Raw genomic sequence first — 24,477 nt, 5'->3', positions numbered from 1 at the left:
CCCTATCGCCCAAGGGGCTTTGAGTTCCAGCCCACGCATGGGTAAGATGGCATCAAGATCGTCCCGGCGAGGACGGCGCAAACAGGGAGGACAGGCTTGGCCGCGCGCCTGCTGATCGCCGAGGATGAGGCGAGCATCCTGGAATCGCTGGTGTTCATCCTTGGCCGCGAGGGATACGACATCACGACGGCACGGGACGGCGAGGACGCCTTGCGGCGCCTCAGGGCCGAGGGGCCCGTGCACCTGCTCATCCTTGATGTCATGCTGCCGCGCCTGAACGGCTTTGATGTCCTCAAGGCCGTGCGCGGGGACTCAAGCCTGTCCGACGTGCGCGTGCTGATGCTGACCGCCAAGGGTCAAGCCCGTGATCGCCTGATGGCCGAGCAGATGGGCGCCGATGCCTTCATCGCCAAGCCGTTCTCGAATCAGGATGTCGTGCGCGAGGCACGGCGCCTCGTTCCGCCGTGACGGACGATCCCGCCGAAGCACCGGATCGTCCCCCCGCCGCGTCGACGGTGCCGCGACGCTGGCGTGATTTTGCCGCCTTGCTGCCTGTTGCCGGCCTGATCCTGTTGATGCCGCCCGTCATTGGTCTGTTCGTCTCCGACGCGCGCCCGTTCGGGGTTCCCGGCATCGTCGTTTTTGTTTTCGGGATTTGGGCCGCGCTGATCGTCGCCGCGGCACTCGCGAGCCGCTCTCTGTGCGCATCGGGTCGTCCCGGGACGCGCCCGGACGGAACGCCCGAGCCATGATACCGGTCGTTGAATTCGCCCTGGCCGTCGCCCTGGCTTATGTCGCGCTGCTGTTCCTGGTGGCCTATGTCGGTGATCGCCGTGCCCGCCAAGGGCACTCCGAGTGGCTTCAGTCCTCCCTCGTCTACACCCTTTCAATCTCGATCTACTGCACATCTTGGACGTTCTACGGCGCGGTCGGATCGGCCGCGCGCAACGGCCTGGAATTCGCCACCATCTACCTGGGGCCGACCCTTGTCTTCGTCGGCTGGTGGGTGGTGCTGCGCAAGCTGGTGCGGGTCGGGCGGACCCAGCGGATCACCTCGATCGCCGACCTGATCTCGTCGCGATTCGGCAAGAGCGAAGTTCTGGGCGCCCTGGTCACCCTGATCGCGGTTGCGGCCGCGACCCCCTACATCGCCCTTCAGCTCAAGGCGGTGACCACAAGCTATCAGGTCATCGCCGGCATTCCTCTGGACTCCGCGGATTTCCGCGCCGGGTTCTGGCTCGCGGTGGGCATGGCGCTGTTCACCATCCTGTTCGGGACGCGCAACGTCGATGCCAACGAGCGCCATCACGGCGTCGTGGCGGCCATCGCGCTGGAGGCCCTGGTCAAGTTGTTCGCCTTGGTGGCGGTGGGCGTGTTCGTCGTCTTCGCCCTGTTCGATGGTCCGGCGGACCTGTTCGCGCACGCTCCGCCCGACTTCCTGCATGCGGACGATGTCTTCGGCCCGCGCTGGATCTCCCTGATCGTGCTGTCGGCGGCAGCCATCATCTGCCTGCCGCGTCAGTTCCAGGTGATCGTGGTGGAGAACGTGGACGAGCGGCACCTGTCCACGGCGTCGTGGCTGTTTCCGGCCTACCTGTTCGTCAGTTCCCTGTTCACCCTGCCCATCGCCATCAGCGGCATGACCCTGATGCCCCCCGATGCCGATCCCGACATGTTCGTGTTGACGATCCCGCTGATGGCGGAGGCCGAGGCGCTGGCCATGCTGGCCTTTCTGGGCGGGTTCTCGTCGGCCACGTCGATGATCATCGTCTCCTCCATCGCCCTGTCGACGATGGTTTCCAACCATATCGTCGCGCCGCTGGCGCTGCGGCTGTCGCACGGCCGGGAACGTGTGAGCGGCGATGTCCGGCGTCTTCTGCTGACCACGCGACGGATCGCCATCGGGGCCATCATCCTGTTGGGGTTTCTGTATTTCCGCATCAGCGGACAATCCGACGCGCTGGCCTCCATCGGCCTGATCGCCTTCGTGGGCGTGGCCCAGTTTCTGCCCAGCGTCATCGGCGGCCTGTATTGGCCGCTGGCCAATCGGCGCGGCGCGCTGTGGGGCCTGTGCGCGGGATTCGCTCTGTGGATGTACACGCTCGCCCTGCCCAGCCTGGAGGCCGAGTGGCCCATGAGCCCGCGCCTGATGGCTGAGGGTCCCTTCGGGATCGGCCTGCTTAGGCCTGAAGCCCTGTTTGGGCTCGACGGTCTGGATCCGCTGGTCCATGCCACGTTCTGGAGCCTGCTGGCCAACGCTGTTCTGTTCGTCTTCGGCTCCCTCAGCCGGGACCCGCGCCCGCTGGAATGGGTGCAGGCCCGTCAGTTTGTCGATGTCTTCAGGGGCGGAGCCGACATGTCCCCGGGCGACGGCCCCCGGATCCGCCGTACGGCCACAAGCGAGGAACTGTTTATCCTGGCCCAGCGCATCCTGGGGGCCGAGTCGGCCCAGGATTTCTTCGACGCCGCCGCGCGCCGGCAGGGGCTCACCCACGGCCTGCCCATGCCGACCGAGGACGTGATGGCCGATCTGGAACGGCGTCTGGCCGGCAGCGTCGGCGCCGCTTCCGCGCGGGCCATGATGGCCCAGGTGGCCGGCGGCGAGGTGGTCAGCATCGACGAACTGGTCAGCATCGCCGACGAAACCGCGCGCATCATGCGCTACAGTCAGGCGCTGGAACGCAAGTCCGCCGAACTCGAGACCGCCGCCGCCCAGCTTCGCGAGGCCAATGAGCGCCTGCGCGAAACCGACCGCCAGAAGGACGAGTTCCTGAGCCAGGTCAGTCACGAGGTCCGCACCCCGATGACGGCGATCCGCAGCTTCTCGGAAATCTTACGCACCACCGAGGACCTGAACGACATCCAGGCGCGCCGCTTCGTGACCATCATTCACGAAGAGAGCATCCGCCTGACCCGCCTGCTCGACGTGATTCTTGATCTTCGGGTCGTGGAAAAGGGAGAGATCCCCATTACCGTCGAACCCGTCGAGCCCGATGCCCTGCTCGACGCGGCGGCTGAGACCTGCGAGGGACTGAGTCAAGGCGCACTGATCGCCATTCGCCGGGGCGCCCGGGCCTCGGGCGCACGCGTGCAGGCCGACCCGGATCGCCTGCGGCAGGTCTTCATCAACCTGCTATCCAATGCCGTGCGCCACAACGACAAGGACAGCATCGAAATCACCGTGGAAAGCCATGCCACCGGTGATCTTTACGAGGCCATCATCGCCGACAACGGCCCCGGCGTGCCGCAGGACCATAGGGAGCGGGTGTTCTCCATCTTCTCCGCGACCTGGACCCGCGAAGGGCAGAAGGGCGCTGGCCTGGGTCTGGCCATCAGCCGGGGCATCATGCGGCGGATGGGCGGCGATCTGACGCTTGACGAGAGCACGCCGGAACAGGGTGCGCGGTTCCGGGTCACCCTGCCCCTGACCACCGACGATCCGCCGCCATGACGAACTGCGGAACGGCGAGCCGTCGCCGGTCGTGTCGGAATCGTTCTTGACACGGTGCCCCCTGGGACGCAGAAAACCGCACTATCCGTAAGGGTTTGGACTGGGCATCCCATCCGGCATCACCGGAACGGAAGCCGGTCCATTACGGGCGGAAAGCCGCCACTCGATTTCGATCCGTTTCATTGGGGGATGAACACCATGGTCAAACACACCGGCTTCAGCGCCGCAATCCTGGGCCTTGCAATGGCCATGAACGTGCCCGCGACGGCAAAGGAAGGCGGCGACCAGTACCCCCACGGCGGGGAGGGGTTCATGGCCGGTGCCGTGCCTCCGCCCGGATTCTACATGCTGGGCTACGGCGTCGACTACCGGGGTGAACTGGTCGACGCCGACGGCGACGAGGTCGCCATCCCCGGGCAAGATCCGATCTCCATCCGGGTTGACGGGATCGCCGCACGCGCCATCTACACCAGCCCCTATCAGATCCTGGGCGGCTACTGGGGCGCTCACCTCATCGTTCCGTTCTTCGATATGGAACTGGACACGGGCCTCGCCTCGCAACGCAAGACCGGCCTCGGCGACATCACGTTCAGTCCGTTCATTCTGTCCTGGCACTGGCCGGAGTGGCACCTGGCGACGGCCGTGGACATCTACGCGCCCACCGGACGTTACAAGGCCGGCGACCTGCTGAACATCGGAACCAACTACTGGAGCTTCGAGCCTCTCGTCGCGGTGACGTATCGCAACGCTGAGGGCTGGGAAGCCTCTGGTAAGTTCATGTACAATTTCAAGACAGAAAATCCGGACACGAACTATCACTCCGGCGACGAGTTCCATGTCGACTATACGTTCGCGAAAAACTTCGACAACTGGTCATTGGGCGTCGGTGGATACTTCGTTCACCAGATCCAGCGTGACGAGAACAATGGCGCCGAGGTCGCGGACAGCATTCGGGCCAGTTTCGCCATCGGCCCCCAGATCAAGTACGATTACGAAAATATGAGCTTCATCGCCAAATGGCATCATGAAGCCTACAGCCGCAACACGTTTGACGGAAACCGGTTCAACCTGAAATTCATCTTCGCGTTCTGAGACTGAACCCGGTGTTTTCCGGTCGGTCGCAGCGCCCGATCAAAGATGTTCGTGCGGCACCCCTCCGCGCAGGTGCCGCACGATGTCGCGCAGCGAGGCCGGCTTGCGCAACAGTGCGTCCGCCCGCTGCCGCAACCGGTCCAACTCCTTGGTCGACCGGGCGGCCTGTCCGGTGATGATCATGATGAAGACCGGGCGGACTCCGGCTCTCAAGCGGTCGATCAGCCAATGGCCGTCACGTTCCGGCATGCGCAGATCCGTGATGACCGCGCGGGCCGGATCGGTCACGTGGATTTCCAACGCCTGCTGACCGTTCAACGCAACGGTGACCCGGTAACCGATGGCCTCCAGATACGCCCCGATTTCCCGGGCCGCCACCTCCTCGTCATCGACGACCAGAACGTGGGGGCGTTCACCGGCGGTTGCCTCTCCGGGAACGACCGGCGCGGGTCCCGCTGGCGCGACCTCCTCCTCCGACTCCGCGACCGGTTGAATCGCCTGCCGCGCGCGCGGCAGGAGAATGTGGAAGGCCAGCCCCTCGTCCGTGTTCTCAACGAGGATGGTTCCGCCCATCTCGTTGATGAAAGCCAAGCTGATCGACAGCCCCAGGCCGGTGCCCTGCTCGCCCGACTTGGTCGTGAAAAACGGATCGAACATGTGGAGACGCACGTCCTGGGAAACACGCGGACCGTTGTTGCTGATGACGACACGCAGGTAATCGCCGTCCTCCTCCAATGACGCCGACACGCGGGCGCGCGCGGCTTCCCCGTTGCGCAGGCGTATCCCTTCCTGGGACAGAAGCGCATCCCGGGCGTTGCGAAGGATATTGACCAGGACCTGTTCCAATTGGTGCTGACGCCCGATGGCCTGGGTGTCGCCGAGATTGTCCTCGATCTCCAGGTCGATGTTGTCGTCGCGAAACTGCTTGTCCACCAACCCGACCGCCGAGGCGATAGCACGCGACACGCTGAACGGGCGGACCACTCCGGTGTCGCGGCGGCTCAGCCCCTGCATGTAGGAAATCACCTCGAACAGGCGCACGACCTGCTCCTCGATGGCGGCGAAGCCCTGCTCGGCACGCTCGGCATCAAACCCGTGGCGCTTCAGCCGTTCCAACGAGCCTTCTGCCTTCAGGCGGATGATATTGAGCGGTTGGCTGATCTCGTGGGCCAGACTGGCCGACATCTCGCCCAGCAGGGTCAGTTTCGCCGCGTGCTGGAAGCGGGCCTCCAGGTCGCGGCGTTCCGTCATGTCCTCAATGATGACCAAGCCCTGCACATCCTTGCCATCGCCGGAAGGCATCACGGCGAAGGTCAACCGGGTCAGAAGGCGGCGATCATCGCGCCCGCGCAACTCGCGCTCGAACACATCCACCCAGCCGGGCCGAGGCTGCCCTTCGGCCAGACGACGGGCCTCTGTCGGCGTCACGTCCGGCGCCAGCAGGTCGGCATATTTCATGCCGCGCAGTTCATGGGCCGAAAGACCCAGCATGCGCCGCGCGGCCTCGTTGGTTTCCATCAGCCGTCCGTTCTTGGACAGGGTCATCATGCCGAACGGCGCCAGGGTGAAGATGTTGCGGAACTTCAACTCACTGTCGGTCAGCGCGCGTTCCGCCTGCTTGCGCTGGGTAATGTCGATGAATGTGGTCAGGCAGGAGGACGCGGGCGCGTCCATCTCGGTGGTCGGCTGGCTTTGCACCAGACAGACCAGTTCCCGGCCCTCGCGCCCGAGCACGGTAATCTCGTCCGTGGCGTCGCCCCCCGCCAGAACCTTGTCCAGATGCCGGGACAGCGCGGCGTGCGAGGCCGGGTGAATGAACAGATGGAGCGGCTTGTGCTCGATTTCGTTCGCCCCGGCCTCGAACAGCCAGCCCGCCCTGCGGTTTGCGCTGACGATGGTGCGGCGATTGGAGATGATGCAATAGCCGATGGGCGCGCCATCGAACAGACTGGCATACCGCTGAATGAGGGATTCGTTGATCTGCCGGGCGTGACGCAGCTCCTCGTTCTGGGCGCGCAACTCTTCCTGGTGCGTCGCCAGATCCTCAAGGGCCGTTTCCAGTGCGTGGCGCTGGTCGGCAAAGCGGGCAAGCTCAGCCTCGCGCTCCATCAGGCGCTTGCGCAAGTCTTCGACTTCCGCGTCCCGTTCGGATTCCGTCCGTTCCACGCCGCGTTTCCCCTCGGCCATACGGACGCGGTGTGCCCCCACACCGCCCGTCAGCTTGTCCACGGTAACGCAATCACCGCCGCGCCGACACCCGAACGGAAGAATGAGACGCCACTGAAGCCTCGCCTCAGCCGAACAGATCAGGCCGACGTGTCGAGGCCTCCTTTCGACCGTGGCCGACGTTCGTTCCGCCTCCTACTCCCCGCAATACGGCACGGACTCATCGGGCGTGGCGTCCGGATAGAACGTGACGATAGCATCATTGCGCATTACGAAGACCGCCTCGTAGCCCTTGCCGTCGTCCAGCACCCGATGACGGCAGGCCTCGGTCCCGGACCCCAACTGCCCACGCGCCAACCGATAGGCTTTGGTCACCTCGTGCAGCATGTCGGAGGCCGTCAGACCCAGGGCATAGCCGTTGATGCACTTGACCCCCGTGGCGCCGTCCGGCGTGCGGAAAATCACGCCTTCCGTGTAGATGGGCGGCTCGATTTCCACGACGGAACAACCGCCTTCCAGACGCCCGGCCCAGCCATTGAGCTGCGCCTGGGCATATCGGCCCATGTAGTGCAATCCGCCCAGGGTCCAGCGCCCGTCCTCGCGCTGATACGGCTCGCCGCAGAAGATGTGGCGAAACCCGGATTCGTCGAACCAAGCCCGCTCCAGGGTGTCGATATCACCCCGCAGTGTGGCAAGAAGCGAATCCCTCAGGGAGGGGCGATCATCGAGGAAAGCCCGGAACCCGCTCGCTGGCACCGCGTCCCCCCAATCGCCGCACAGACGCAGAACGCCCAGATCAACTTCGGTGAAGGCGGGCTGCGGCGGGGTCGGATCGTCCGGCCCCTGGTCGATGTTATCGAAAAAAACGGGAAACGCCGGGGTCGGCGCCGGTGCCGATTGCGACAGCCCGGTCGGGGCCTCCACGTCCGGCGGTTCGATGAAGGCCGGTCCGGCCCCGGTCTGCCCCGGCGCCGGCTCCGGGACCTGTTCCGCCTGAGTGTCGGCCCCCACCGGCCCGAACACCTCCAACCGTCCGCATTCCCGCGCCACCCAGCGTTCCTGGGGCATGGCACCCGGCACACGCAGGCGGACCCAGGGACCGTCCGGGCGGTTCAACTCGAACGCGCCGTAGACCGTGCCCGGACGCAGCGTCACCTCGCCCGGATTGGTGCCGCTGTTGAAGCTCTGATAGGCGGGGCATTCGGCGCGGGCCGCAAATGTGCCCTCAATGGCCACGGCGGCCCGGGCCTCGCGACCCGACAGGCCGATGGGGCCGAGCAGGCACACGACGACGAGAGCAACGGCAATGGTCTGGACCCGGGGCGGCATGGTCACTCCTCCTGGCGCGTCAACGGCGTGATGTTCCACCGGGCACCATACCCGGAACCATGGCGGCAATACGGCACCCCGACCACTTCGATATCCGACCCTGTCAGGCAGCGCCCGCGCCTTGTCGGGAGGCCTGTTGTTGCGGCGCCGGATAGGCCGGCTTGGCCCCGGATGCCCGCACCGACGGCGCCCCGTCCCCCACACCCTGAGGCGAGGGAACATTCTGTCCGATGGTGGCGCAGTCATCCCGCAGAGTCTCCACCAGGCGCTGCACCTCCTCCGGACGCATCTCCCGCATGTGACGCAACATCATGGCCCCCAGCTGCAAGCTGGATTCCAGAGCCTCGGCCACGCTGCCGGTGGCGCCATGGCGGGTCAATTCGGCGACCTGGACCGGATCGCGCGCGCGAGCGAACACAGGTAGTCCCGGACGCAATCGCTTGACCGCGTCGGTGGCCCGTTCGGCCGCCTCCGGTTGATCCAGGGTCACGACCACCGCGCGCGCGTCGTCCAGGCCGGCCGCCCGCAGCACCTCGGCGCGACTGGCGTCGCCGTAATAGACATCCTGCCCCTGACGGCGCGCCTGCTCGACCCGTTGCGCATGCATATCGAGCGCCCGATACGGCACGCCCGCAGCCTCCAGCATGCGCACCACTGTCTGCCCGACGCGCCCGTACCCGGCGATGATAATATGGCCGCCACTGCTGGGCTGAGGCTCGGCCGGACGCGGCGCCAGGGCTCGCATGCGCCGCTCGGCCTGCTTGGGCAGCAGGAACGGCAGCAGTTTCACCATGAGCGGCGTGAGAGCCATGGTCAGCGAGATCACCAGGATCAGCAGTTGCGATACCTCCGGCGCCAGCAGCCGGGTCTGCGTGGCCAGCGTGAACAGGACGAACCCGAACTCACCGCCCTGACACAGAAGAACGGCCACGCGAATGGAATCATCGCGGCCGACGCCGAGCAACTGACCCAGCCCGAACAACAGAAGGGCCTTCACGGAGAGCAGGCCGGCCACCAGCGCCAGCACGATGACCCAGTTGGACGCGGCCGCCCCCAGATCAACGCTCATGCCCACGGCCATGAAGAAAAGGCCGAGCAGGAACCCGCGAAACGGCTCGACATCCGCCGCAACCTGATGGCGGAACTCGGACTCAGCCAGCAGCAGACCGGCGAGGAACGCGCCCATGGCCATCGACAGCCCGACCGCCTGCATCAGGAAGGCAACGCCAAGGACGATCAGAAGGCTCAAGGCCGCAAAGACCTCCTGATTTCGCGCACCGGCAACGACCCGGTAAAGGTGCTTCAGGACATAGCGCCCGCCCACGATCACAAACGCGATGGCAACCACGGCCAGCAACACCCGTGCCGCCACGTCACCCCAGCCTTCCGCCACTTGACCCGGCGACAGCAGCGAGACGAGGGCCAGCAGCGGCACCACCGCCAGATCCTGCAACAGCAGCACGCCGAACGCCGCGCGGCCGTGCCGTCGGCCGAACTCCCCGCGATCCCCCAGGATCTGCAACCCGATCGCCGTGGAGGACAGCGCAAGACCGAACCCGATGATCACCGCCGCACCGGTTCCCACTCCAAAGGCCCAGGCAATGCCCCCCAGAACCGCGCCGGTCACAAGAACCTGTGCCGACCCGAGCCCGAACACATCCTTGCGCATCAACCAAAGGCGCGCCGGCTTCAGTTCGATTCCGATCAGAAACAGCAGGAAGACGACGCCCAGTTCGGCGAAATGCAGCAGGTCCTCGCCCTCGGTGAGCACACCGAAACCCCACGGCCCGATCACCAAGCCCGCCACCAGGTATCCCAGCACGGATCCCAGTCCGAGACGCTGGAACAGCGTGACAAACACGATCGCGCACCCCAGAAGGGCGAGGAAGTCGAGTGTCGAAACGTGGCTCACCGGTTTCCTACTCCCTCTCCACGACGTCTGGGGTCTGCGCAAATCGCATATTCCTCAATGTAGCGTTTGCAGGGCGTTGGCGCCAGACTCTCGCCGGGGCCACACCCGGCCGCACCCCCGCCTTGATCGGGGCAGCGTTTCACCGCACTCTGCGAACCTCCATGCGACCCGCGCCTTGCCCGCCACCCCGGCCCTGACAGGAACCCCGCTATGATTGATACCACCGACTGCCCCCAAGCGGACATCCAGGCGCTGGTGCCCCTTGCCGAGACGCTGGCGGACGCGGCGCGGCAAGAAACCCTGCCCCGGTTCCGGTCGCGCGCACTGTCGGTGGAAACAAAAAGTGATCACTCGCCGGTCACCGTCGCCGACCGTGCCTCCGAGACCGCCATGCGGGCGCTGTTGGCGGAGCACTGCCCGGATCACGGCATTCTTGGTGAAGAAGAAGGCTCCAGCGGCCTGGACCGTGATTTCGTCTGGGTGCTGGATCCCATCGACGGCACCCGCTCCTTCGTCACAGGTAGCCCGCTGTGGGGCACGCTGATCGCGCTGAGCTGGAAGGGCACCCCGGTCCTGGGCGTGATCGACGTCCCGGCGATGAACGAACGCTGGGTCGGATGCATCGGCCGGCCGACACTCTACAACGGCGCGCCCTGCCGGACGCGATCGGTCACCGACCTTGACCAAGCGGTACTGTACACGACGACGCCAGACCTGTACGGCGAACGCGACCGCCCGGGGTTCGAGGCGCTGTCATCGCAAGTGGCTGAACGGCGCTATTGCGCCGACTGTTATGCCTACGGCATGCTCGCCTCGGGTTGGATCGACATCGCCCTTGATCCCGGCACGCAACCATATGACTACATGGCCCTGGTACCGGTCGTCGAAGGCGCCGGCGGACGCATGACCGACTGGTCCGGCGCCCCGGCGGATCTGCGCAGTTCGGGCTGGGTGGTCGCCACCGGCGATTCTGCCCTGCACGCCACGGCCACCAGATTGCTTCGCGGTGACTAGCGACGGCCCCGGGACGCCCCAACATGTTCCAGGATTCCCGCGTCCCTCGCCCCCGAACCGCCTCAGGACCGTGCCCATGCCCGACTCCGCCGTCCGCGATCACCTCCACCGCGAGGTCCTGCAAAGTGACGATTCTTACGGCCTGCTGCCGGAGTTCGTCTCGCAGGTGCATGACGCGCTGGAGGCGGGCGACGAGGACACGGTCCGCGAGTTGGTCGCCCCCCTTCACTACGCCGATATCGCCGACCTGATCGAGACCCTGAGCCCGGAGGACCGCGACCGCTTCGTGCGCGCCACCAAGGCGGCGTTCAACGCGGAGATCCTGCCCGAGCTTGACGACGCGGTGCGCGCCGAGATCATCGAGGAACTGGGCTTCGAGGATTTCGCCGCCTGCCTGCGCGAGGTGGAATCGGACGACGCCGTCTACCTCGCCGGCCAGTTGGAGGACGAGGAGGAGCGCGCCGCCGTTCTGGCCAAGCTGCCGCCGGAGCTGCGCAGCGTCATCGAACAGGCCCTGGCGCTGCCGGAATACTCCGCCGGGCGCCTGATGCAGCGCGAACTGGTGGCCGTGCCCAGCTACTGGACCGTCGGCGAGACCATTGACTACCTGCGCTCCGGGGCGCGCCTGCCGGACGAGTTCTATCAGATCTTCATCGTCGATCCGCGCCACCGGCCGGTCGGCTACGTGCGTCTGTCCTCGCTGCTGCGGTCGCGCCGGCCGGTGCGGCTCAACCAGATCATGGACCTCAAGGCGGCCGAAATCCCGATCACCATGGACCAGGAAGAGGTCGCCTTCATCTTCCGGCAACAGAACCTGCTGTCGGCGCCGGTGGTCGATGCCTCCGGCCGGCTGGTGGGCCGGATCACCGTGGATGACGTGGTCGACGTCATCGACGAGGAGGCGGAGGACGACATGTTCCGCCTTGCTGGTCTGTCTGAGGGCGACCTGTTCTCCGATGTCGTGGACACCGTGAAGTCCCGCATCACCTGGCTGCTGGTCAACCTGGGCACGGCGGTGCTGGCCTCGCTGGTCATCGGCGTGTTCGAGAGCACCCTTCAGGCCGTCGTCGCCCTGGCCGTGTTGATGCCGATTGTTGCCTCTATGGGTGGAAACGCCGGCACGCAGACCCTGACCATCGCCGTGCGCGCGCTGGCGACCAAGGAACTGACCGCCGCCAACGCCGGACGCATCGTCAGTAAGGAACTGGTGATCGGCCTGATCAACGGCGTGGTGTTCGCGGTGCTGACCGGGGCCGTCTCGTGGGTCTGGTTCGGCGACGGCATGATCGGCGTGGTCATCGGCGCGGCCATGGTCATCAACATGATCGCCGCCGCGCTGGCCGGAATCGCCATTCCGCTCGTGCTGGACCGGCTGAAGGTGGACCCGGCCGTCTCCTCCGGCGTGTTCCTGACCACGGTGACCGATGTGGTCGGCTTCTTCGCCTTCCTGGGGCTGGCAGCGGTGTTTATTCTCTAGGCTGGTCCCTGCTCTTCCGCTCCATCATTGGGATCCAGCGGCTCGTCCGAGCCGTCGTCGTCCGGCAGGGTCGCCGCGTCGTCGTGGTCATGGGCACGAGCCCCATAGGCGGCCAAGGCGGGACGGGCGTCCAACAGGCCGGCGGCGCGCAGTTCGTCCACCCCGGGCAGGTCCTTGACGCTCTCCAGCCCGAAATGATCGAGAAACGCGTCCGTGGAGCCCCATTGCAGCGGACGACCCGGCGTCTGGCGCCGCCCGCGCGGCCGGATCCAGCCGGCGTCGAGCAGCACATCGAGCGTGCCCTTCGACACCGCCACACCCCGGATTTCCTCGATCTCCGCCCGCGTGACCGGCTGGTGATAGGCGATGATGGCCAAGGTCTCGACAGCGGCGCGGGACAGCCGACGCTGGTCCACCGTCTCGACCGTCAGCGCCTCCGCCAGATCGGGCGCGGTGCGGAACGCCCAGGTGTTGCCGGCCCGGGTCAGTTGAACGCCCCGCCGGTCGTACTGGGCCGCCAGCGTCTCCAGCAGGGGACGCACCTTGACGCCCTCGGGCAGGCGCGCCGCCAGCGCCGCCTCGGTCACCGGCTCCGCCGACGCGAACACGATGGCCTCGATCATGCGCAGGAGTTGGAACGCGTCCGCCGCCCCGTTCGGCTCTGTGGTCTCACTCATGCCGATGCTCCCTCCGCCGCACATACAGCGGCGAGAACGCCCCGTCTTGGCGCAGATCGAGCCGCCCCTGCCGCGCCAGTTCCAGCCCGGCCACGAAGGTCGCCCCGATGGCCGAGCGCCGGTGCAGCGCGTCGGCCAGATCCTCGGGCAGGAAGCGGGCCAACGCCGTCCAGTCCAGGGCCTGTCCCATCAGGCTGTTGAGCCGCGCCAACGCCTGATCGACGGAATACAGGTCGAAGGGCTCGACCGACAGGGACGCCTGACGCTGGCGGCCGCGCACCGCACCATACGCCCGCAACAGGTCGTGCCATGTGAGATCAAACACCGTCTGGCGGTGGATGGCCACCGGCTCCGGCGCCCCGCGCGGTAGCCGCGTCAGCCCAAGCCGGGGACGCTCCATCAGCGCCTGCCCGGCCGTCCGCATGGCCTCCAGGCGCTGCAACTGGAACTGCAGGGCGGCCGCCATCTCCGCACCACTGGGCTCGTCATCGCCCTTGGGCACGGGCAGCAGCAGGCGCGACTTCAAAAAGGCCAGCCACGCCGCCATGACCAGATAGTCCGCCGCAAGATCAAGGTGACGGTCGCGGGCCAGCCGGACAAAGACGAGGTACTGTTCGGCCAATTGCAGGATGGAGATGCGCGCCAGATCAACCTTCTGATCCCGGGCCAGGGTCAGCAGCACGTCGATGGGACCGTCGAAGCCGTCGAGGTTGACCACCAGCGTGGCGGGATCACCACCGCCCCCGACGGTGTCTTCCTCGAACGCCGACGCACCGTCCGCCTTGGGCCCTTCGCCGGACATCGCCCCCTCCCCCGCCTCTACAGAAAGGCAAAGGTCGTCACAAGCCCACCCAATCCGTTCACGACGGGGAACAGGACGGAGCGGAACGGATCGAACGCAACCCCCACCTGAGCCAGCAGGTACGGCAGCAGGAACAGCACGCCCACCAGGATGAAGATTCCGACCTGTTCGAGGCGGGCCAGCGGCAGAGCCAACGCCCGGGGCAGCAGGCCGACCGCCACCCGTCCGCCGTCCAGGGGCGGCAACGGGATCATGTTCAGAACCGCCAGGAACAGGTTCAACAGAATGAGATTCTGGAGCGTCTGCCACGCCCAAGGCGACGCCACGTCCGGCAGAAACGGCACCACATGGATCAGCAGCGCCCCGACGTAGGCCATCAGAATGTTGGATCCGGGACCCGCCGCCGCCACCAAGATCATGCCCCAGCGGGGATTGCGCAGTCGCCGAACATTGACCGGCACCGGCTTGGCCCAGCCGAACAGGAACGGCGCCCCGCTGATGAACAGCAGGCCGGGCAGCACCACCGTGCCGATGGGGTCCACATGCCGGATCGGATTGGCGGACACCCGCCCCAGACGATACGCCGTGTCGTCGCCCAGCTTCCAGGCCGCCCATCCGTGCGCGGCCTCGTGCAGGGTGATGGCCAACAGCACCGGAATCACCCAGGTCGTGGCGGCGACGATCAAGTCGGGGCTCATGCGCGCATCACCTCCTCGAGACGGGTCAGGGCCACGTCCGCGTCGAACGGTGCGGGCGGGCGAAGGGCGGCCTGGGCCCGCGCCAGACGGACCCGGCCCGCCGCATCCAGCGCCCGACAGCCGTCGACAACCGCCCGCATTTCCGCGAGATCACCGTTGCAGTGCAACACCACGTCACACCCGGCCTCCAGCGACCGCGCCGTCCGCGTGGCAAAGTCGTCATTCAGGGCCTTCATCGAGATGTCATCGCTCATCAACAGCCCATCGAACCCAATATGGGACCGGATCACGTCCCGCACCACCGCGGGAGACACCGTGGCCGGCCTCTCGGGATCGATGGCCGTATAGACGACGTGGGCGGTCATTCCCAATGCGGCGTCCGACAGGGCGCGAAACGGCGCGAAATCGACCGCCTCAAGCAGATCGCGCCCAGCATCGACCACCGGCAGCGCCTCATGGGAGTCCACGCGCGCCCGGCCGTGCCCCGGCAGGTGCTTGATGACCGGCAGAACCCCGCCCTCCAGCAAGGCGTCGGCGCAGACGCGGCCCAGATCACCCACGACCGATGGATCAGCACCGAAGGCCCGATCTCCGATCACGTCATGGCCCATCGGATCGGCCACATCAAGCAGGGGAAGGCAATCGACATTGATCCCCAGCCGAGCGAGATCGTGGGCAATCAGGCGGGCGTTCAGCCGTACCGCTTCCCGCGCCGCCGCCCGGTCGCTCCGGTGCAGGGTGGCGAACACGCCCTGGGGCGGGGCCGCGCGCCAGTGCGGCGGCCCCAGGCGCCGCACGCGGCCGCCTTCCTGGTCGATCAGCACCAGGGTGTCAGGCCGGCCCGCCAAGTCCCGCAACTCGGCCACCAGACCGGCGACTTGATCCGGCGTCTCGACGTTGCGTCCGAACAGGATGAATCCGACCGGCCGCGCCGCCCTGAACAGCGCGCGTTCGGCCTCGCTCAGCCGAGGTCCGGCACATCCCAGAATGGCGGCCAGGGGCGCGTCGTCAGTCGCGGACAACCAGACACTCCACGTCCCGGCGCCTCAGATCGCGGCACAGTGCTTCCGCCGCCCCCACATCGGCCAGAGGTCCCGCCCGCAACCGGTAGAACTGACCCAGATCGCCCAAGTCAGCGTAAACGATCACGGGGGCGATTCGGCCCAGAAGATCGCCGTGGGCGTCCCGCAGACTCTCCCATTGCCGTTCCGCTTGAGCCCGCTCCTTGAAGGCCGCGAGTTGGATCAGCGGCCCGTTTTCGACGGCAAGCGCCACGTTTTCGGCGGGCGCCGCTGGCGCCGCCTCCGGCTCCGGTTCAGGCGCGGTGGTGGCCGTCGCATCGTCCCCGGCGGGCTCGGGCTCGGGCTCGGGCGGCACCTCCGCCTCGGCCGCTGCCACCGTTGAGCCAGCGTCCTCAGGCGCGTCCGGCACCGGTGTCGCGGCCTCGTCGGCGGTCACTGTCGTCATCGCCGTCAACGGGGCCGGGGCCGGCTCGGGGACGGGCGGGGCCACCGGCGGAGAGGGCGCGGGCAGCAACTGCTCGACGTCATCCGCGCCGTCGACGCGCGCATCCTCGCCGACCTGCTCGTAAACCCGCCGATCCATGTTCTCGACACGCAGACCACCCGGATCGTCGGGCCGAAACTTGAACGGTCCCTCCTCCGCGCGAACGGTCGGCAAGGACGGCAGGGCGGTCGACGCCGGTTGTGTGGGTGTGGCCACAACGACCTCGGCTTCGTCGGCACGGATCGACACCGTGGGCCCCGGCGTCAGGGCCACCCAGGCCGCCAGCCCCGACACGGCGACGACGACCAGAGCCAGCAGGGTGACCCAGACCGCGCGGCCCCGCCCGGATCGGCGCTGCGGTTCCGGCATCAGGTCGTCTTCCTCAAGGGTCATGTCCGGATCGTCATCCAGCTCTGGCGCATCCCTTTCGGGCGGGCCGGACGGCTCGTCTTCCGGCATGACTCGGAACATCTCATCGTCGAGGGCGATGGGCTCCTCGCGTCCGTCACGCCGCGTCTTCTTCAATCCGGACATCAGCGGAGTTCCCTGACCGGCTGAACGCCAAAGATTTGCAGACCTGAGGCTATCACCGTCGCCACACCCTGGACAAGCGCCAGACGCGCCAGCGAGCGCGCTTCGTCATCCGGGAGCAGAAAACGCAACTCGGCATCATCCTTGCCCTTGGTCCAGAGGCCATGGAAGGCGCCCGCCACATCGGCCAGATAATACGCCACGCGGTGGGGCTCGTGCGCCTCGGCCGCGCTCTCCACCAGACGGGGCCAGCCGGCGAGAAGGCGGATCAACTCCAGTTCCTCGGGCGCCTCCAGAAGCTCGACGGAAGCGGCGGCCAATGCCTCCGGGGACAGGTCACGCGTCGGCCACAACGCGGCGGCATGACCCGCCACCGAACAGGCCCGGGCGTGGGCGTACTGCACGTACCAGACCGGGTTGTCCCGGCTCTGCTCCGTCACCTTTGCGAAGTCGAAGTCCAACGTGGCGTCGTTCTTGCGGGTCAGCATGATGAAGCGCACGACATCCTTGCCGACCCGGTCCACCACGTCGCGGAGAGTCACGAAGGTGCCGGCGCGTTTCGACATCTTCACCGGCTCGCCCTGGTCCAGTAGCTTGACGAGCTGGCACAGCTTGACGTCCAGGGCAACCTTGCCGCCGCCCACCGCCTTCACCACGGCCTGGAGCCGTTTCACATAGCCGCCGTGGTCGGCGCCGAAGACATTGATGAGGTCGTCGAAGCCCCGCTCCACCTTGTCGCGGTGGTAGGCCATGTCCCCAGCGAAGTACGTCCATGAACCGTCGGACTTCCGCACCGGCCGGTCCACATCGTCGCCGAAGTCGGTCGCCCGGAACAGGGTCTGCGGGCGCGGCTCCCAATCCTCGGGCGTCTTGCCCTTGGGGGGTTCAAGGACCCCCGTGTAGATCAGGCCCTGTTCTTCCAGCCAGGCCAGGGTCGCGTCCACCTTGCCGGCCTCGACGAGCGCGCGCTCACTGGTGAACACGTCGAACGATACCCCCAGCGCCGCCAGATCGTCCCGAATGACATCCAGCATCACGGCAATCGCCCGGTCGCGAACCGGCCCGATCCAGGCGTCTTCGGGTTTCTCCGCCAACTCGTCGCCATGATCGTCGGCGATCGCCCGCCCAACGGGCACCAGATAGTCGCCGCCGTATTCGATCTCCTTGCGCGCCAGCATGCCGGCGATGTCGTCCTCGCTGAGGCGGCCCAACGCCTGCCGATAGCGGGCATGGACGGCCCGGGCCAGCGCGTCCACCTGGGCGCCAGCGTCGTTGACATAGTACTCCCGAGTCACTCGAAAGCCCGCCTTCTCCAGCAGCCCGGCCAGGGCGTCCCCCACCACCGCCCCGCGCGCGTGGCCGACATGCATCGGGCCGGTCGGGTTGGCAGACACGAACTCCACGTTCACCCGCCGCCCGTTCCCGATCATGCTGTCGCCGTAGGCGGGCCCGGCGCGCAGACACTGGCGCAGACAGCCCAACCAGATCGCGGGGGCGAGCCGCATGTTGATGAAGCCCGGACCGGCCACGTCCACCTCGACCACGCCGGTCATCGCCTTGAGGCGCGCCGCCAGCGGCTCGGCGAGGTCGCGCGGCTTCAGGCCGGCCGGCTTGGCCAGCACCATGGCGGCGTTGGTGGCCATGTCGCCGTGCGCCGGATCGCGCGGCGGCTCGACCGTGACGCGGGCAGTGTCGATCCCCTCCGGCAGGGTTCCGGCGGCGACCAGGGCGGCCACCTCCGCGAGGACATGGTCGCGGTAGGTCGTGAAGATGTTCATGGCGTCTCGGTTCCAGCGGGAAAGGCGTTGGCCTCGGATGCGTCGAGGCGCGGCGCTTACGGTTTGATGACGGGATCGAACAGCCGGGCGTGTTCGTCAAGGGCGAAGCGGTCGGTCATGCCGGCGATATAGTCCGCCACCACGCGGGCCAGGCGGGTCCGGTCCTCACCGGCCGCGAGGGCGCGCCCGGCCCACTCGCCCGGAAGCAACACCGGCTCGTTTACCAACAGGTCGAACAGATCGCGGACCACCCGTCGCGCCTTGCTCGTCATGCGGTTGACCCGATGATGCCTGTACATGTTCGGGAACAGGAACGCCTTGAACCCCTTGTCGTTCTCCCGCATGGACTCCGAAAAGGCCACCAGCGGACGACCCAGGGCGCGCACGTCTTCGACGCACCCCGGTCGCTCGGTCGCCGCCCGCCGCACCGTTTCCGCGCACAGGTCCTCGACCATGGCGGTAATCAGGCGCCGCACCGATTCGTGAATGACCCGTGAGCGCTCCAACCCCGGATGAGCGTCGGCCACGGCCCGGAACACCGGCCCGACCAAGGGCACGTCCCGCAGGTCATCCTCGGAAAACAGGCCGGCCCGCAGTCCATCGTCGATGTCGTGGGCATTGTAAGCGATGTCGTCGGACAGCGCCGCCACCTGCGCTTCCGGCCCGGCGAAGGTGTGGAGTTCCAGGTCATGCGTCTCGACGTATTCCTGGATCGCCAGCGGCAACGGCTCGTCCGTATGCGGCCCGAGCAGAGGGCCATTGTGCTTGACCAGACCCTCCAGGCACTCCCAGGTCAGATTGAGCCCGTCAAAGGCGGCATAGCGGTGTTCCAGCTTGGTGACGATGCGCAGCCCCTGGGCGTTGTGGTCAAAGCCCTGGTGGTCGCGCATGCGGTCCTTGAGGGCCGTCTCGCCAGCATGCCCGAAGCAGGTATGCCCCAGGTCGTGGGCTAGCGCCAGCGCCTCGGCCAGATCCTCGTTGAGGCCGAGGACGCGACTGATCGAGCGCGCGATCTGCGCCACCTCCAGGCTGTGGGTCAGCCGGGTGCGGTAGTTCTCGCCCTCGTGATAGACGAAGACCTGGGTTTTGTACTGGAGCCGGCGGAACGCGCCGGAATGGATGATGCGGTCGCGGTCTCGCTGGAACACGGTTCGCGTGGCGGATTCCGCCTCCTCGTGGAGGCGCCCGCACGACCGCTCGGGCTCGCTGGCGCAGGCCGCGAGAACCCGCACCGGAAACGCCGACGACAAAGCTTGGGACAGGGTGGACGTCATGGCGCGCACCCTACCCTTCAGCCGTCACCACGGCAACGCCGACAGCGCGGGACGCCGGCCATCTCCCTCGACAGCCCACGTCCCGGGCCGAAGGCCCATTCGCAACGGTCGCTCAGGCCGCCTGCAGGCGCTCGAACTTCGCCTGAAGCTGTTCCGGCGTTTCGGCGCGCGCGGGATCCTTAACGATGCACTCGACCGGGCAGACAGCCACGCACTGCGGCTCGTCATAATGACCGACGCATTCGGTGCAACGCTCGTGATTGATCTCGTAGATCATGCTGCCCATGGCAATGGCGTCATTCGGGCACTCGGCCGGGCAGGCATCGCAGTTGATGCAGGTGTCGCTGATCTTGAGGGCCATGGATACGGTGTCCCACTGAAGAAGAAAGAAAAAAGAGGTCGTTGGGCTTGTCGCTCCGGACCCGAAGCGCACCCCCCCCCTCCCTGGTTGACTTTGCCAAAAAGACGATCCAATCGCAACCGCACGCCCGAACACCCCGCGATGCGCGGTTCAAGGGGGCGTTCACGGACCGTCCGACCGGACTGTGCTCCCGTTAGGCCGAAAAAGCGCAGCCCGCATTGATTCGAATCAATGCCCCGGACAGTCCATGCCGATTGAACAGTTGCGGTAGCATGGTGTAACCGTGTCCTCTCTTGACGGATTGGCTGACGGCGGGGCGCTGCCCGTTCCGGCGTGGGCTGATGACACTGCGGATTGGAACCCCCCTCATGCAGCGAACCTCGGTCTCGATCGCCCTGACCGGCAGCGGCGGCGCCGGTGTGATGACCGCCGGCCAGATGCTTTTGGATGCAGCGGCGGAAGCCGGCTACTACGGCCTCATGGGCCGCACGCTCGGCCCCCAGATCCGCGGCGGCGAGTCGGCCGCGCTCCTGCGGGTGGCCACTCGCCCTGTTCAGGGCCTGGACGATGGCCACGACGTCCTGCTGGCCTTCGACTGGGGCAACATCGAGCGGTTCAGCGCCGAGTTGCCCCTGATCCCGGGCGGCATCGTGATCGCCGACCCGCGCAACGGCGCCGTGCCCGAAGTCATGCGGCGGGACCACCACCGCATTGTCGAGGTTCCCATGCAGGACCTCGCCAAGGCTATCCCGGGCGGTCGGGTCAACATGGTCGGCCTGGGCCTGATTGCCGAACTGATCGGTCTGGATCATCACTACCTTCTGGACCGCCTCGCCAAGCAACTGGCGAAGAAGGGCGAAGAGGCGCTGGCCGCCAGCAAGGCCGGCCTGGACGCCGGAGCCGAGGCGGCCGCCGGCATCACCGGCCTGGAACCGCTGGCCCCCCCACACCCGCGCGAGACCGAACGCTGGTCCATCACCGGCAACGACGCCGCCGGCCTGGGCGCCATTCAGGGCGGCGCCCGATTCTGCGCCGCCTATCCGATCACGCCGGCCACCGACATATTGGAATGGCTGGCCCCCAACCTGCCGCGCGTCGGTGGCGCGCTGGTGCAGTGCGAGGACGAACTGGCCTCGATCAACATGATCATCGGCTCCAGTTTCGGCGGTGTGCCGTCGGTGACCGCGACCTCCGGCCCCGGTCTGGCGCTGATGATGGAAAGCCTGGGCCTCGCCGTCGCCTCCGAGACACCCATCGTGGTCATCAACGTGCAGCGCGGCGGCCCCTCGACCGGCATTCCCACCAAGTCCGAACAGGTGGACCTGAACATCGCCGTCAACGGCCTGCACGGCGACGCCCCGCACGTCGTCACCGCGCCCCTCTCCATCGGTGACTGCCTGTTCGCCACGCAATGGAGCGTGCATCTGGCCGAGGCGATGCAGACGGCGGTCATCGTGCTGTCCGACCAGTCCATCGGCCAGTCGCGCGCCATTATCGACAAGCCGGCGGAGATCGCCTTCATCGGCAAGCGTCTCGTGCCCGAGACAATCGAGGCCCCCTACCGCCGATACGCCATCACCGCCGACGGCGTGTCGCCCATGGCCCTGCCGGGGCAGGAGGGCGGCGCCCATACCGCCGACGGCCTGGAGCACAACGAGTTCGGCAACCCCTCGACCCAGATCGACCACCACCAGAGCCAACTCGACAAGCGCCTGCGCAAAGTCGTGGGCTATGACTACGGCGACCACTGGGCGATGATCGAGGGCGACGAAGACGCCAGTATTGCCGTCGTCACCTGGGGTTCGGCCGCCGAGCCGTGTCGGGAGGCGGTACAGCGCGCCCGCGCCCAGGGCTTCAAGGTGCGCCTGATCGCCGCGCGCCTGATCCACCCGATTCCCCTCGACAAGATGGGCAAGGCCCTGGAGGGCATCAGTCAGGTTGTCGTCGTGGAGCAGAACCACGGCGGCCAGTATTACCGTCACCTGCGGGCGCATCTGGACCTGCCCGGCAAGGTCACGGCCTTCCACCGCCCCGGACCGTTCAGTCTGCGGCCGCGCGAGATTCTTCAACACATCCTAGGTCAGTAACGCCAGGACACCGGACCACGGAACCGAGAGCAAATCCCGAGCGATCCGGAGCGGATCGCGACGACGATTTGCTTCAATATCAATTCAATAGAGCGCGTTGCGCGAGTCAGACCTCACGCAACGCGCTCTAGACAGAAAGGGAGCGGACCCCATGGACGCGGTCGCGCCAAAGCCCCAGGATTACAAGTCTGACCTCAAGCCGGTCTGGTGTCCCGGATGCGGTGATTTCTCGGTTCTTGCGGCCATCACACGGGCGTTGGCGGAACTGCGCCTGCCACACAAGGACGTGGCGCTGGTCTCCGGCATCGGCTGTTCATCGCGACTGCCGGCCTATACCTCGCTGTATGGCTTCCACGCCGTGCACGGCCGCGCCCTGCCGGTCGCCAGCGGCCTGAAGCTGGCACGCCCCGAGTTGACGGTGCTGGCCGTCGGTGGCGACGGCGACGGCTTTTCGATCGGCGGCAACCACTTTGTCCATGGCTGCCGGCGCAATGTGGACATGACCTATATCATCATGGACAACAGCGTCTACGGCATGACCAAGGGGCAGGCCTCGCCGACCACCGCGGCGGACTGGACCGGCTCTAAGCTGACGCCGGAAGGACCCGGCCTGTCCCCATTCCGCCCGCTGGAAATGGCCCTATCGGCGGGGGCGACCTTCATCAGCCGGGCGTTCTCGGGCGATCCGCTGGAGGTGACGCGTCAGATCTGCGCCGCCATCGAGCACAAAGGCTTCTCGTTCGTGCATGTGCTGAGCCCGTGCGTGACCTACCGTCCGGAACAGAAGGGCTGGCGCGAGGTCGTGCATGCCGACTTCACGGAACCCTACAGTGATCGCCGCGAGGCCTTTCTGCGGCTGCTGGACGACGACGGGTTTACGACAGGGATCCTGTACAAGAGCCAAACGCCCCCGTTCCAGCCGACGCCCAAGTCCGTCGAGCCGGTTGCCACGCTCGGCGATCAGTTCGCCATCTGACGGCGGTCTGACCGCCCCCGCCCACAGACCGGAGAAACGCCGTTGGAAACCGTGGAAGAATTCATTGCCCACGCCATCGCCCTGGAAGAGGACTCGGCGGTGCGCTTCGATGACATGGCCGACGCCCTCGACGTTCACCAGAACCACGAGGTCACCGACCTGTTCCGCAAGATGGCGCATTACTCGCGTCTGCATCTGGCGGAGGCGCGCAAGTTGGGCGAGGGCATGACCCTGCCCGACCTGAAGCCGTGGGAGTTCAAGTGGCCGAACGCCGAACCGCCGGAGACGCCAGACCAGGACGCCACTCACTACCTGATGACGCCGCACCACGCCCTGGTCATGGCTCTGGACAGTGAAAAGCGCGCCCAGGTCTATTACGCCGGCCTCGCTGATGGGTCCGACAACGCGCGCATCCGGGAACTGGCCGCCGAGTTCGCGGAGGAAGAATCGGAACACGTCGCGTTGCTGGAAGCCATGCTGGCCAAGTATCCCGCCCCGCCCGCCGACTGGGACGAGGACATGGACCCACCGGTGGCCGTGGATTAGGGTGGGGGGCGCCCCCACGTCCCAACCGCGAGGTTCCGCCATGCCCGCCGACGCCCCTCCTCTTCTCGACGGACCCTCCGCGCCGCCCGCCACCGACGGCGCGCCGGAACAGATCATCGTGCTGCTGCACGGCTTCGGCGCCGACGGCAACGACCTGATCGCTCTGGCTCCGGCCCTGGCGCAACGGTTCCCTAAGGCCGCTTTCCATGCCCCGCACGCGCCCGAGCCGTGCGAGGTGATGCCGTTCGGCCGCCAGTGGTTCAGTTTCACGCAGTATGATCCGGAGATGTGGCGCCGCGACGCGGCCAATCTGGTGCCCGCATTGGAAACCATGGGCGAGGGCGCGCGCGCGGCAGCCCCCTCCCTCGACGCCACCCTTGACGACCTGTTGACGCGCTACGGCCTGGGTCCCGACCGACTGGCCGTGATCGGCTTTTCCCAGGGGACCATGATGGCCTTGCAGGTGGTGTTGCGCCGTCCTGCCCCGGTGGCCGCGCTGATCGGCTTTTCGGGCGCGCTGACCGGCGCCGGAGCGCTGCCCGGAGAAATCACGGCGCGCCCGCCGGTCACCCTGATCCACGGGGAACAGGACCCCGTGGTGCCCTTCGCCGCCCTGGCCCACGCCGAGGCCGGACTGAAGGCCGCCGGGGTGACGGTCGACAGCCATGGGCGGCCCGGGCTCGGACACGGTATCGACCCGGAGGGCCTGGCCATCGCCGCCGCCGCGCTGGCCCGGGTTTGGCCGAACGACGGCACGGGATGAGTCCGGACGTCCCATCCTCGATCTTTGACCCCAAGCG

General features: G+C 67.0%; 21 protein-coding genes. 10 read left to right on the top strand and 11 right to left on the bottom strand.

What is annotated here, in order from left to right; translation table 11 throughout:
* Positions 1-96: 96 nt before the first annotated feature.
* From BLS85_RS00995 to BLS85_RS00980, 4 genes are all read left to right on the top strand, one after another.
* Positions 97-468, top strand: a complete 372-nt coding sequence (locus tag BLS85_RS00995) for a response regulator (protein WP_092780768.1) — start codon at positions 97-99, stop codon at positions 466-468.
* Positions 465-752, top strand: a complete 288-nt coding sequence (locus tag BLS85_RS00990) for a hypothetical protein (protein WP_092780765.1) — start codon at positions 465-467, stop codon at positions 750-752. The genes BLS85_RS00995 and BLS85_RS00990 overlap by 4 nt, the downstream gene beginning before the upstream one ends.
* On the top strand, positions 749-3,451 hold the full coding sequence (locus BLS85_RS00985) for a sensor histidine kinase (RefSeq protein WP_092780762.1): 2,703 nt from the start codon (positions 749-751) through the stop codon (positions 3,449-3,451). Before BLS85_RS00990 ends, BLS85_RS00985 begins: the two co-directional genes overlap by 4 nt.
* Before the next feature lie 189 nt (positions 3,452-3,640).
* On the top strand, positions 3,641-4,543 hold the full coding sequence (locus BLS85_RS00980) for a SphA family protein (protein ID WP_092780759.1): 903 nt from the start codon (positions 3,641-3,643) through the stop codon (positions 4,541-4,543).
* A 39-nt stretch (positions 4,544-4,582) separates the two neighbouring features.
* Here BLS85_RS00980 and BLS85_RS00975 read toward each other — a convergent pair whose 3' ends face one another.
* The 3 genes from BLS85_RS00975 to BLS85_RS00965 all read right to left on the bottom strand — a co-directional run bounded on the left by BLS85_RS00975 (position 4,583) and on the right by BLS85_RS00965 (position 9,950).
* Positions 4,583-6,772 carry a PAS domain S-box protein gene (locus BLS85_RS00975; RefSeq protein WP_143027044.1) on the bottom strand — a complete coding sequence of 730 codons (2,190 nt, stop codon included), beginning with the start codon at positions 6,770-6,772 and terminating at the stop codon, positions 4,583-4,585.
* Positions 6,773-6,904: 132 nt separating this feature from the next.
* Positions 6,905-8,038, bottom strand: a complete 1,134-nt coding sequence (locus tag BLS85_RS00970) for an EndoU domain-containing protein (RefSeq protein WP_092780753.1) — start codon at positions 8,036-8,038, stop codon at positions 6,905-6,907.
* A 103-nt stretch (positions 8,039-8,141) separates the two neighbouring features.
* Positions 8,142-9,950 carry a monovalent cation:proton antiporter-2 (CPA2) family protein gene (locus BLS85_RS00965; RefSeq protein ID WP_143027043.1) on the bottom strand — a complete coding sequence of 603 codons (1,809 nt, stop codon included), beginning with the start codon at positions 9,948-9,950 and terminating at the stop codon, positions 8,142-8,144.
* A gap of 210 nt (positions 9,951-10,160) precedes the next feature.
* On the opposite strand from BLS85_RS00965, the gene hisN reads away from it, so the two are divergent.
* Positions 10,161-10,964 carry a histidinol-phosphatase gene (gene hisN, locus BLS85_RS00960; RefSeq protein ID WP_092780748.1) on the top strand — a complete coding sequence of 268 codons (804 nt, stop codon included), beginning with the start codon at positions 10,161-10,163 and terminating at the stop codon, positions 10,962-10,964.
* 76 nt (positions 10,965-11,040) lie between these two features.
* Entirely contained in the window at positions 11,041-12,441 is a 1,401-nt protein-coding gene (mgtE, locus tag BLS85_RS00955; RefSeq protein ID WP_092780745.1) for a magnesium transporter, read from the top strand.
* Here the strand turns inward: mgtE and scpB are convergent.
* From scpB to BLS85_RS00915, 8 genes are all read right to left on the bottom strand, one after another.
* Positions 12,438-13,118, bottom strand: a complete 681-nt coding sequence (gene scpB, locus BLS85_RS00950) for an SMC-Scp complex subunit ScpB (protein ID WP_092780742.1) — start codon at positions 13,116-13,118, stop codon at positions 12,438-12,440. The two genes, mgtE and scpB, sit on opposite strands and share 4 nt — an antisense overlap.
* The gene (locus BLS85_RS00945) at positions 13,111-13,920 is read right to left on the bottom strand and encodes a segregation and condensation protein A (RefSeq protein WP_092780739.1); all 810 of its coding nucleotides are present in this window, start codon (positions 13,918-13,920) and stop codon (positions 13,111-13,113) included. The genes scpB and BLS85_RS00945 overlap by 8 nt, the downstream gene beginning before the upstream one ends.
* Before the next feature lie 17 nt (positions 13,921-13,937).
* Positions 13,938-14,618: a site-2 protease family protein gene (locus BLS85_RS00940; RefSeq protein WP_092780736.1), complete on the bottom strand. Its 681-nt coding sequence runs from the start codon at positions 14,616-14,618 to the stop codon at positions 13,938-13,940.
* Positions 14,615-15,640: a beta-N-acetylhexosaminidase gene (gene nagZ, locus BLS85_RS00935; RefSeq protein WP_092780733.1), complete on the bottom strand. Its 1,026-nt coding sequence runs from the start codon at positions 15,638-15,640 to the stop codon at positions 14,615-14,617. The genes BLS85_RS00940 and nagZ overlap by 4 nt, the downstream gene beginning before the upstream one ends.
* Complete coding sequence (locus BLS85_RS00930; RefSeq protein WP_092780730.1) at positions 15,627-16,658, bottom strand: SPOR domain-containing protein; 1,032 nt, start codon at positions 16,656-16,658, stop codon at positions 15,627-15,629. Before BLS85_RS00930 ends, nagZ begins: the two co-directional genes overlap by 14 nt.
* The gene (gene argS, locus BLS85_RS00925; protein WP_092780727.1) at positions 16,658-18,433 is read right to left on the bottom strand and encodes an arginine--tRNA ligase; all 1,776 of its coding nucleotides are present in this window, start codon (positions 18,431-18,433) and stop codon (positions 16,658-16,660) included. The genes BLS85_RS00930 and argS overlap by 1 nt, the downstream gene beginning before the upstream one ends.
* 56 nt (positions 18,434-18,489) lie before the next feature.
* On the bottom strand, positions 18,490-19,707 hold the full coding sequence (locus BLS85_RS00920; RefSeq protein ID WP_092780724.1) for a deoxyguanosinetriphosphate triphosphohydrolase: 1,218 nt from the start codon (positions 19,705-19,707) through the stop codon (positions 18,490-18,492).
* A 112-nt stretch (positions 19,708-19,819) separates the two neighbouring features.
* Positions 19,820-20,068 carry a YfhL family 4Fe-4S dicluster ferredoxin gene (locus BLS85_RS00915; protein ID WP_092780721.1) on the bottom strand — a complete coding sequence of 83 codons (249 nt, stop codon included), beginning with the start codon at positions 20,066-20,068 and terminating at the stop codon, positions 19,820-19,822.
* Between the two features lie 368 nt (positions 20,069-20,436).
* On the opposite strand from BLS85_RS00915, the gene BLS85_RS00910 reads away from it, so the two are divergent.
* The 4 genes from BLS85_RS00910 (at position 20,437) to BLS85_RS00895 (ending at position 24,440) form a co-directional block, all read left to right on the top strand.
* Positions 20,437-22,155 (top strand): 2-oxoacid:acceptor oxidoreductase subunit alpha, encoded by a 1,719-nt coding sequence (locus BLS85_RS00910; RefSeq protein ID WP_092780719.1) that lies wholly within the window; start codon positions 20,437-20,439, stop codon positions 22,153-22,155.
* Between the two features lie 151 nt (positions 22,156-22,306).
* Positions 22,307-23,131 (top strand): 2-oxoacid:ferredoxin oxidoreductase subunit beta, encoded by an 825-nt coding sequence (locus BLS85_RS00905; protein ID WP_092780716.1) that lies wholly within the window; start codon positions 22,307-22,309, stop codon positions 23,129-23,131.
* A 51-nt stretch (positions 23,132-23,182) separates the two neighbouring features.
* Positions 23,183-23,677: a ferritin-like domain-containing protein gene (locus tag BLS85_RS00900; protein WP_245699052.1), complete on the top strand. Its 495-nt coding sequence runs from the start codon at positions 23,183-23,185 to the stop codon at positions 23,675-23,677.
* Between the two features lie 40 nt (positions 23,678-23,717).
* The gene (locus BLS85_RS00895; protein WP_092780710.1) at positions 23,718-24,440 is read left to right on the top strand and encodes an alpha/beta hydrolase; all 723 of its coding nucleotides are present in this window, start codon (positions 23,718-23,720) and stop codon (positions 24,438-24,440) included.
* The last annotated feature ends 37 nt before the right edge of the window (positions 24,441-24,477 follow it).

Origin of the sequence: Rhodospira trueperi (assembly GCF_900101965.1) — a bacterium.
Taxonomy (GTDB): Bacteria; Pseudomonadota; Alphaproteobacteria; order Rhodospirillales; family Rhodospirillaceae; genus Rhodospira; species Rhodospira trueperi.
Note: the sequence above shows the minus strand (reverse complement) of the source record. Positions and strands in the feature narration are given on the sequence as shown.

Coding starts and splice junctions, on each gene's coding strand:
- BLS85_RS00985 (WP_092780762.1), top strand. CDS start 749: ATGATACCGGTCGTTGAATTCGCCCTGGCCGTCGCCCTGGCTTATGTC.
- BLS85_RS00980 (WP_092780759.1), top strand. CDS start 3,641: ATGAACACCATGGTCAAACACACCGGCTTCAGCGCCGCAATCCTGGGC.
- BLS85_RS00970 (WP_092780753.1), bottom strand. CDS start 8,038: ATGCCGCCCCGGGTCCAGACCATTGCCGTTGCTCTCGTCGTCGTGTGC.
- hisN (WP_092780748.1), top strand. CDS start 10,161: ATGATTGATACCACCGACTGCCCCCAAGCGGACATCCAGGCGCTGGTG.
- mgtE (WP_092780745.1), top strand. CDS start 11,041: ATGCCCGACTCCGCCGTCCGCGATCACCTCCACCGCGAGGTCCTGCAA.
- scpB (WP_092780742.1), bottom strand. CDS start 13,118: ATGAGTGAGACCACAGAGCCGAACGGGGCGGCGGACGCGTTCCAACTC.
- BLS85_RS00945 (WP_092780739.1), bottom strand. CDS start 13,920: ATGTCCGGCGAAGGGCCCAAGGCGGACGGTGCGTCGGCGTTCGAGGAA.
- BLS85_RS00940 (WP_092780736.1), bottom strand. CDS start 14,618: ATGAGCCCCGACTTGATCGTCGCCGCCACGACCTGGGTGATTCCGGTG.
- BLS85_RS00930 (WP_092780730.1), bottom strand. CDS start 16,658: ATGTCCGGATTGAAGAAGACGCGGCGTGACGGACGCGAGGAGCCCATC.
- argS (WP_092780727.1), bottom strand. CDS start 18,433: ATGAACATCTTCACGACCTACCGCGACCATGTCCTCGCGGAGGTGGCC.
- BLS85_RS00920 (WP_092780724.1), bottom strand. CDS start 19,707: ATGACGTCCACCCTGTCCCAAGCTTTGTCGTCGGCGTTTCCGGTGCGG.
- BLS85_RS00915 (WP_092780721.1), bottom strand. CDS start 20,068: ATGGCCCTCAAGATCAGCGACACCTGCATCAACTGCGATGCCTGCCCG.
- BLS85_RS00910 (WP_092780719.1), top strand. CDS start 20,437: ATGCAGCGAACCTCGGTCTCGATCGCCCTGACCGGCAGCGGCGGCGCC.
- BLS85_RS00905 (WP_092780716.1), top strand. CDS start 22,307: ATGGACGCGGTCGCGCCAAAGCCCCAGGATTACAAGTCTGACCTCAAG.
- BLS85_RS00895 (WP_092780710.1), top strand. CDS start 23,718: ATGCCCGCCGACGCCCCTCCTCTTCTCGACGGACCCTCCGCGCCGCCC.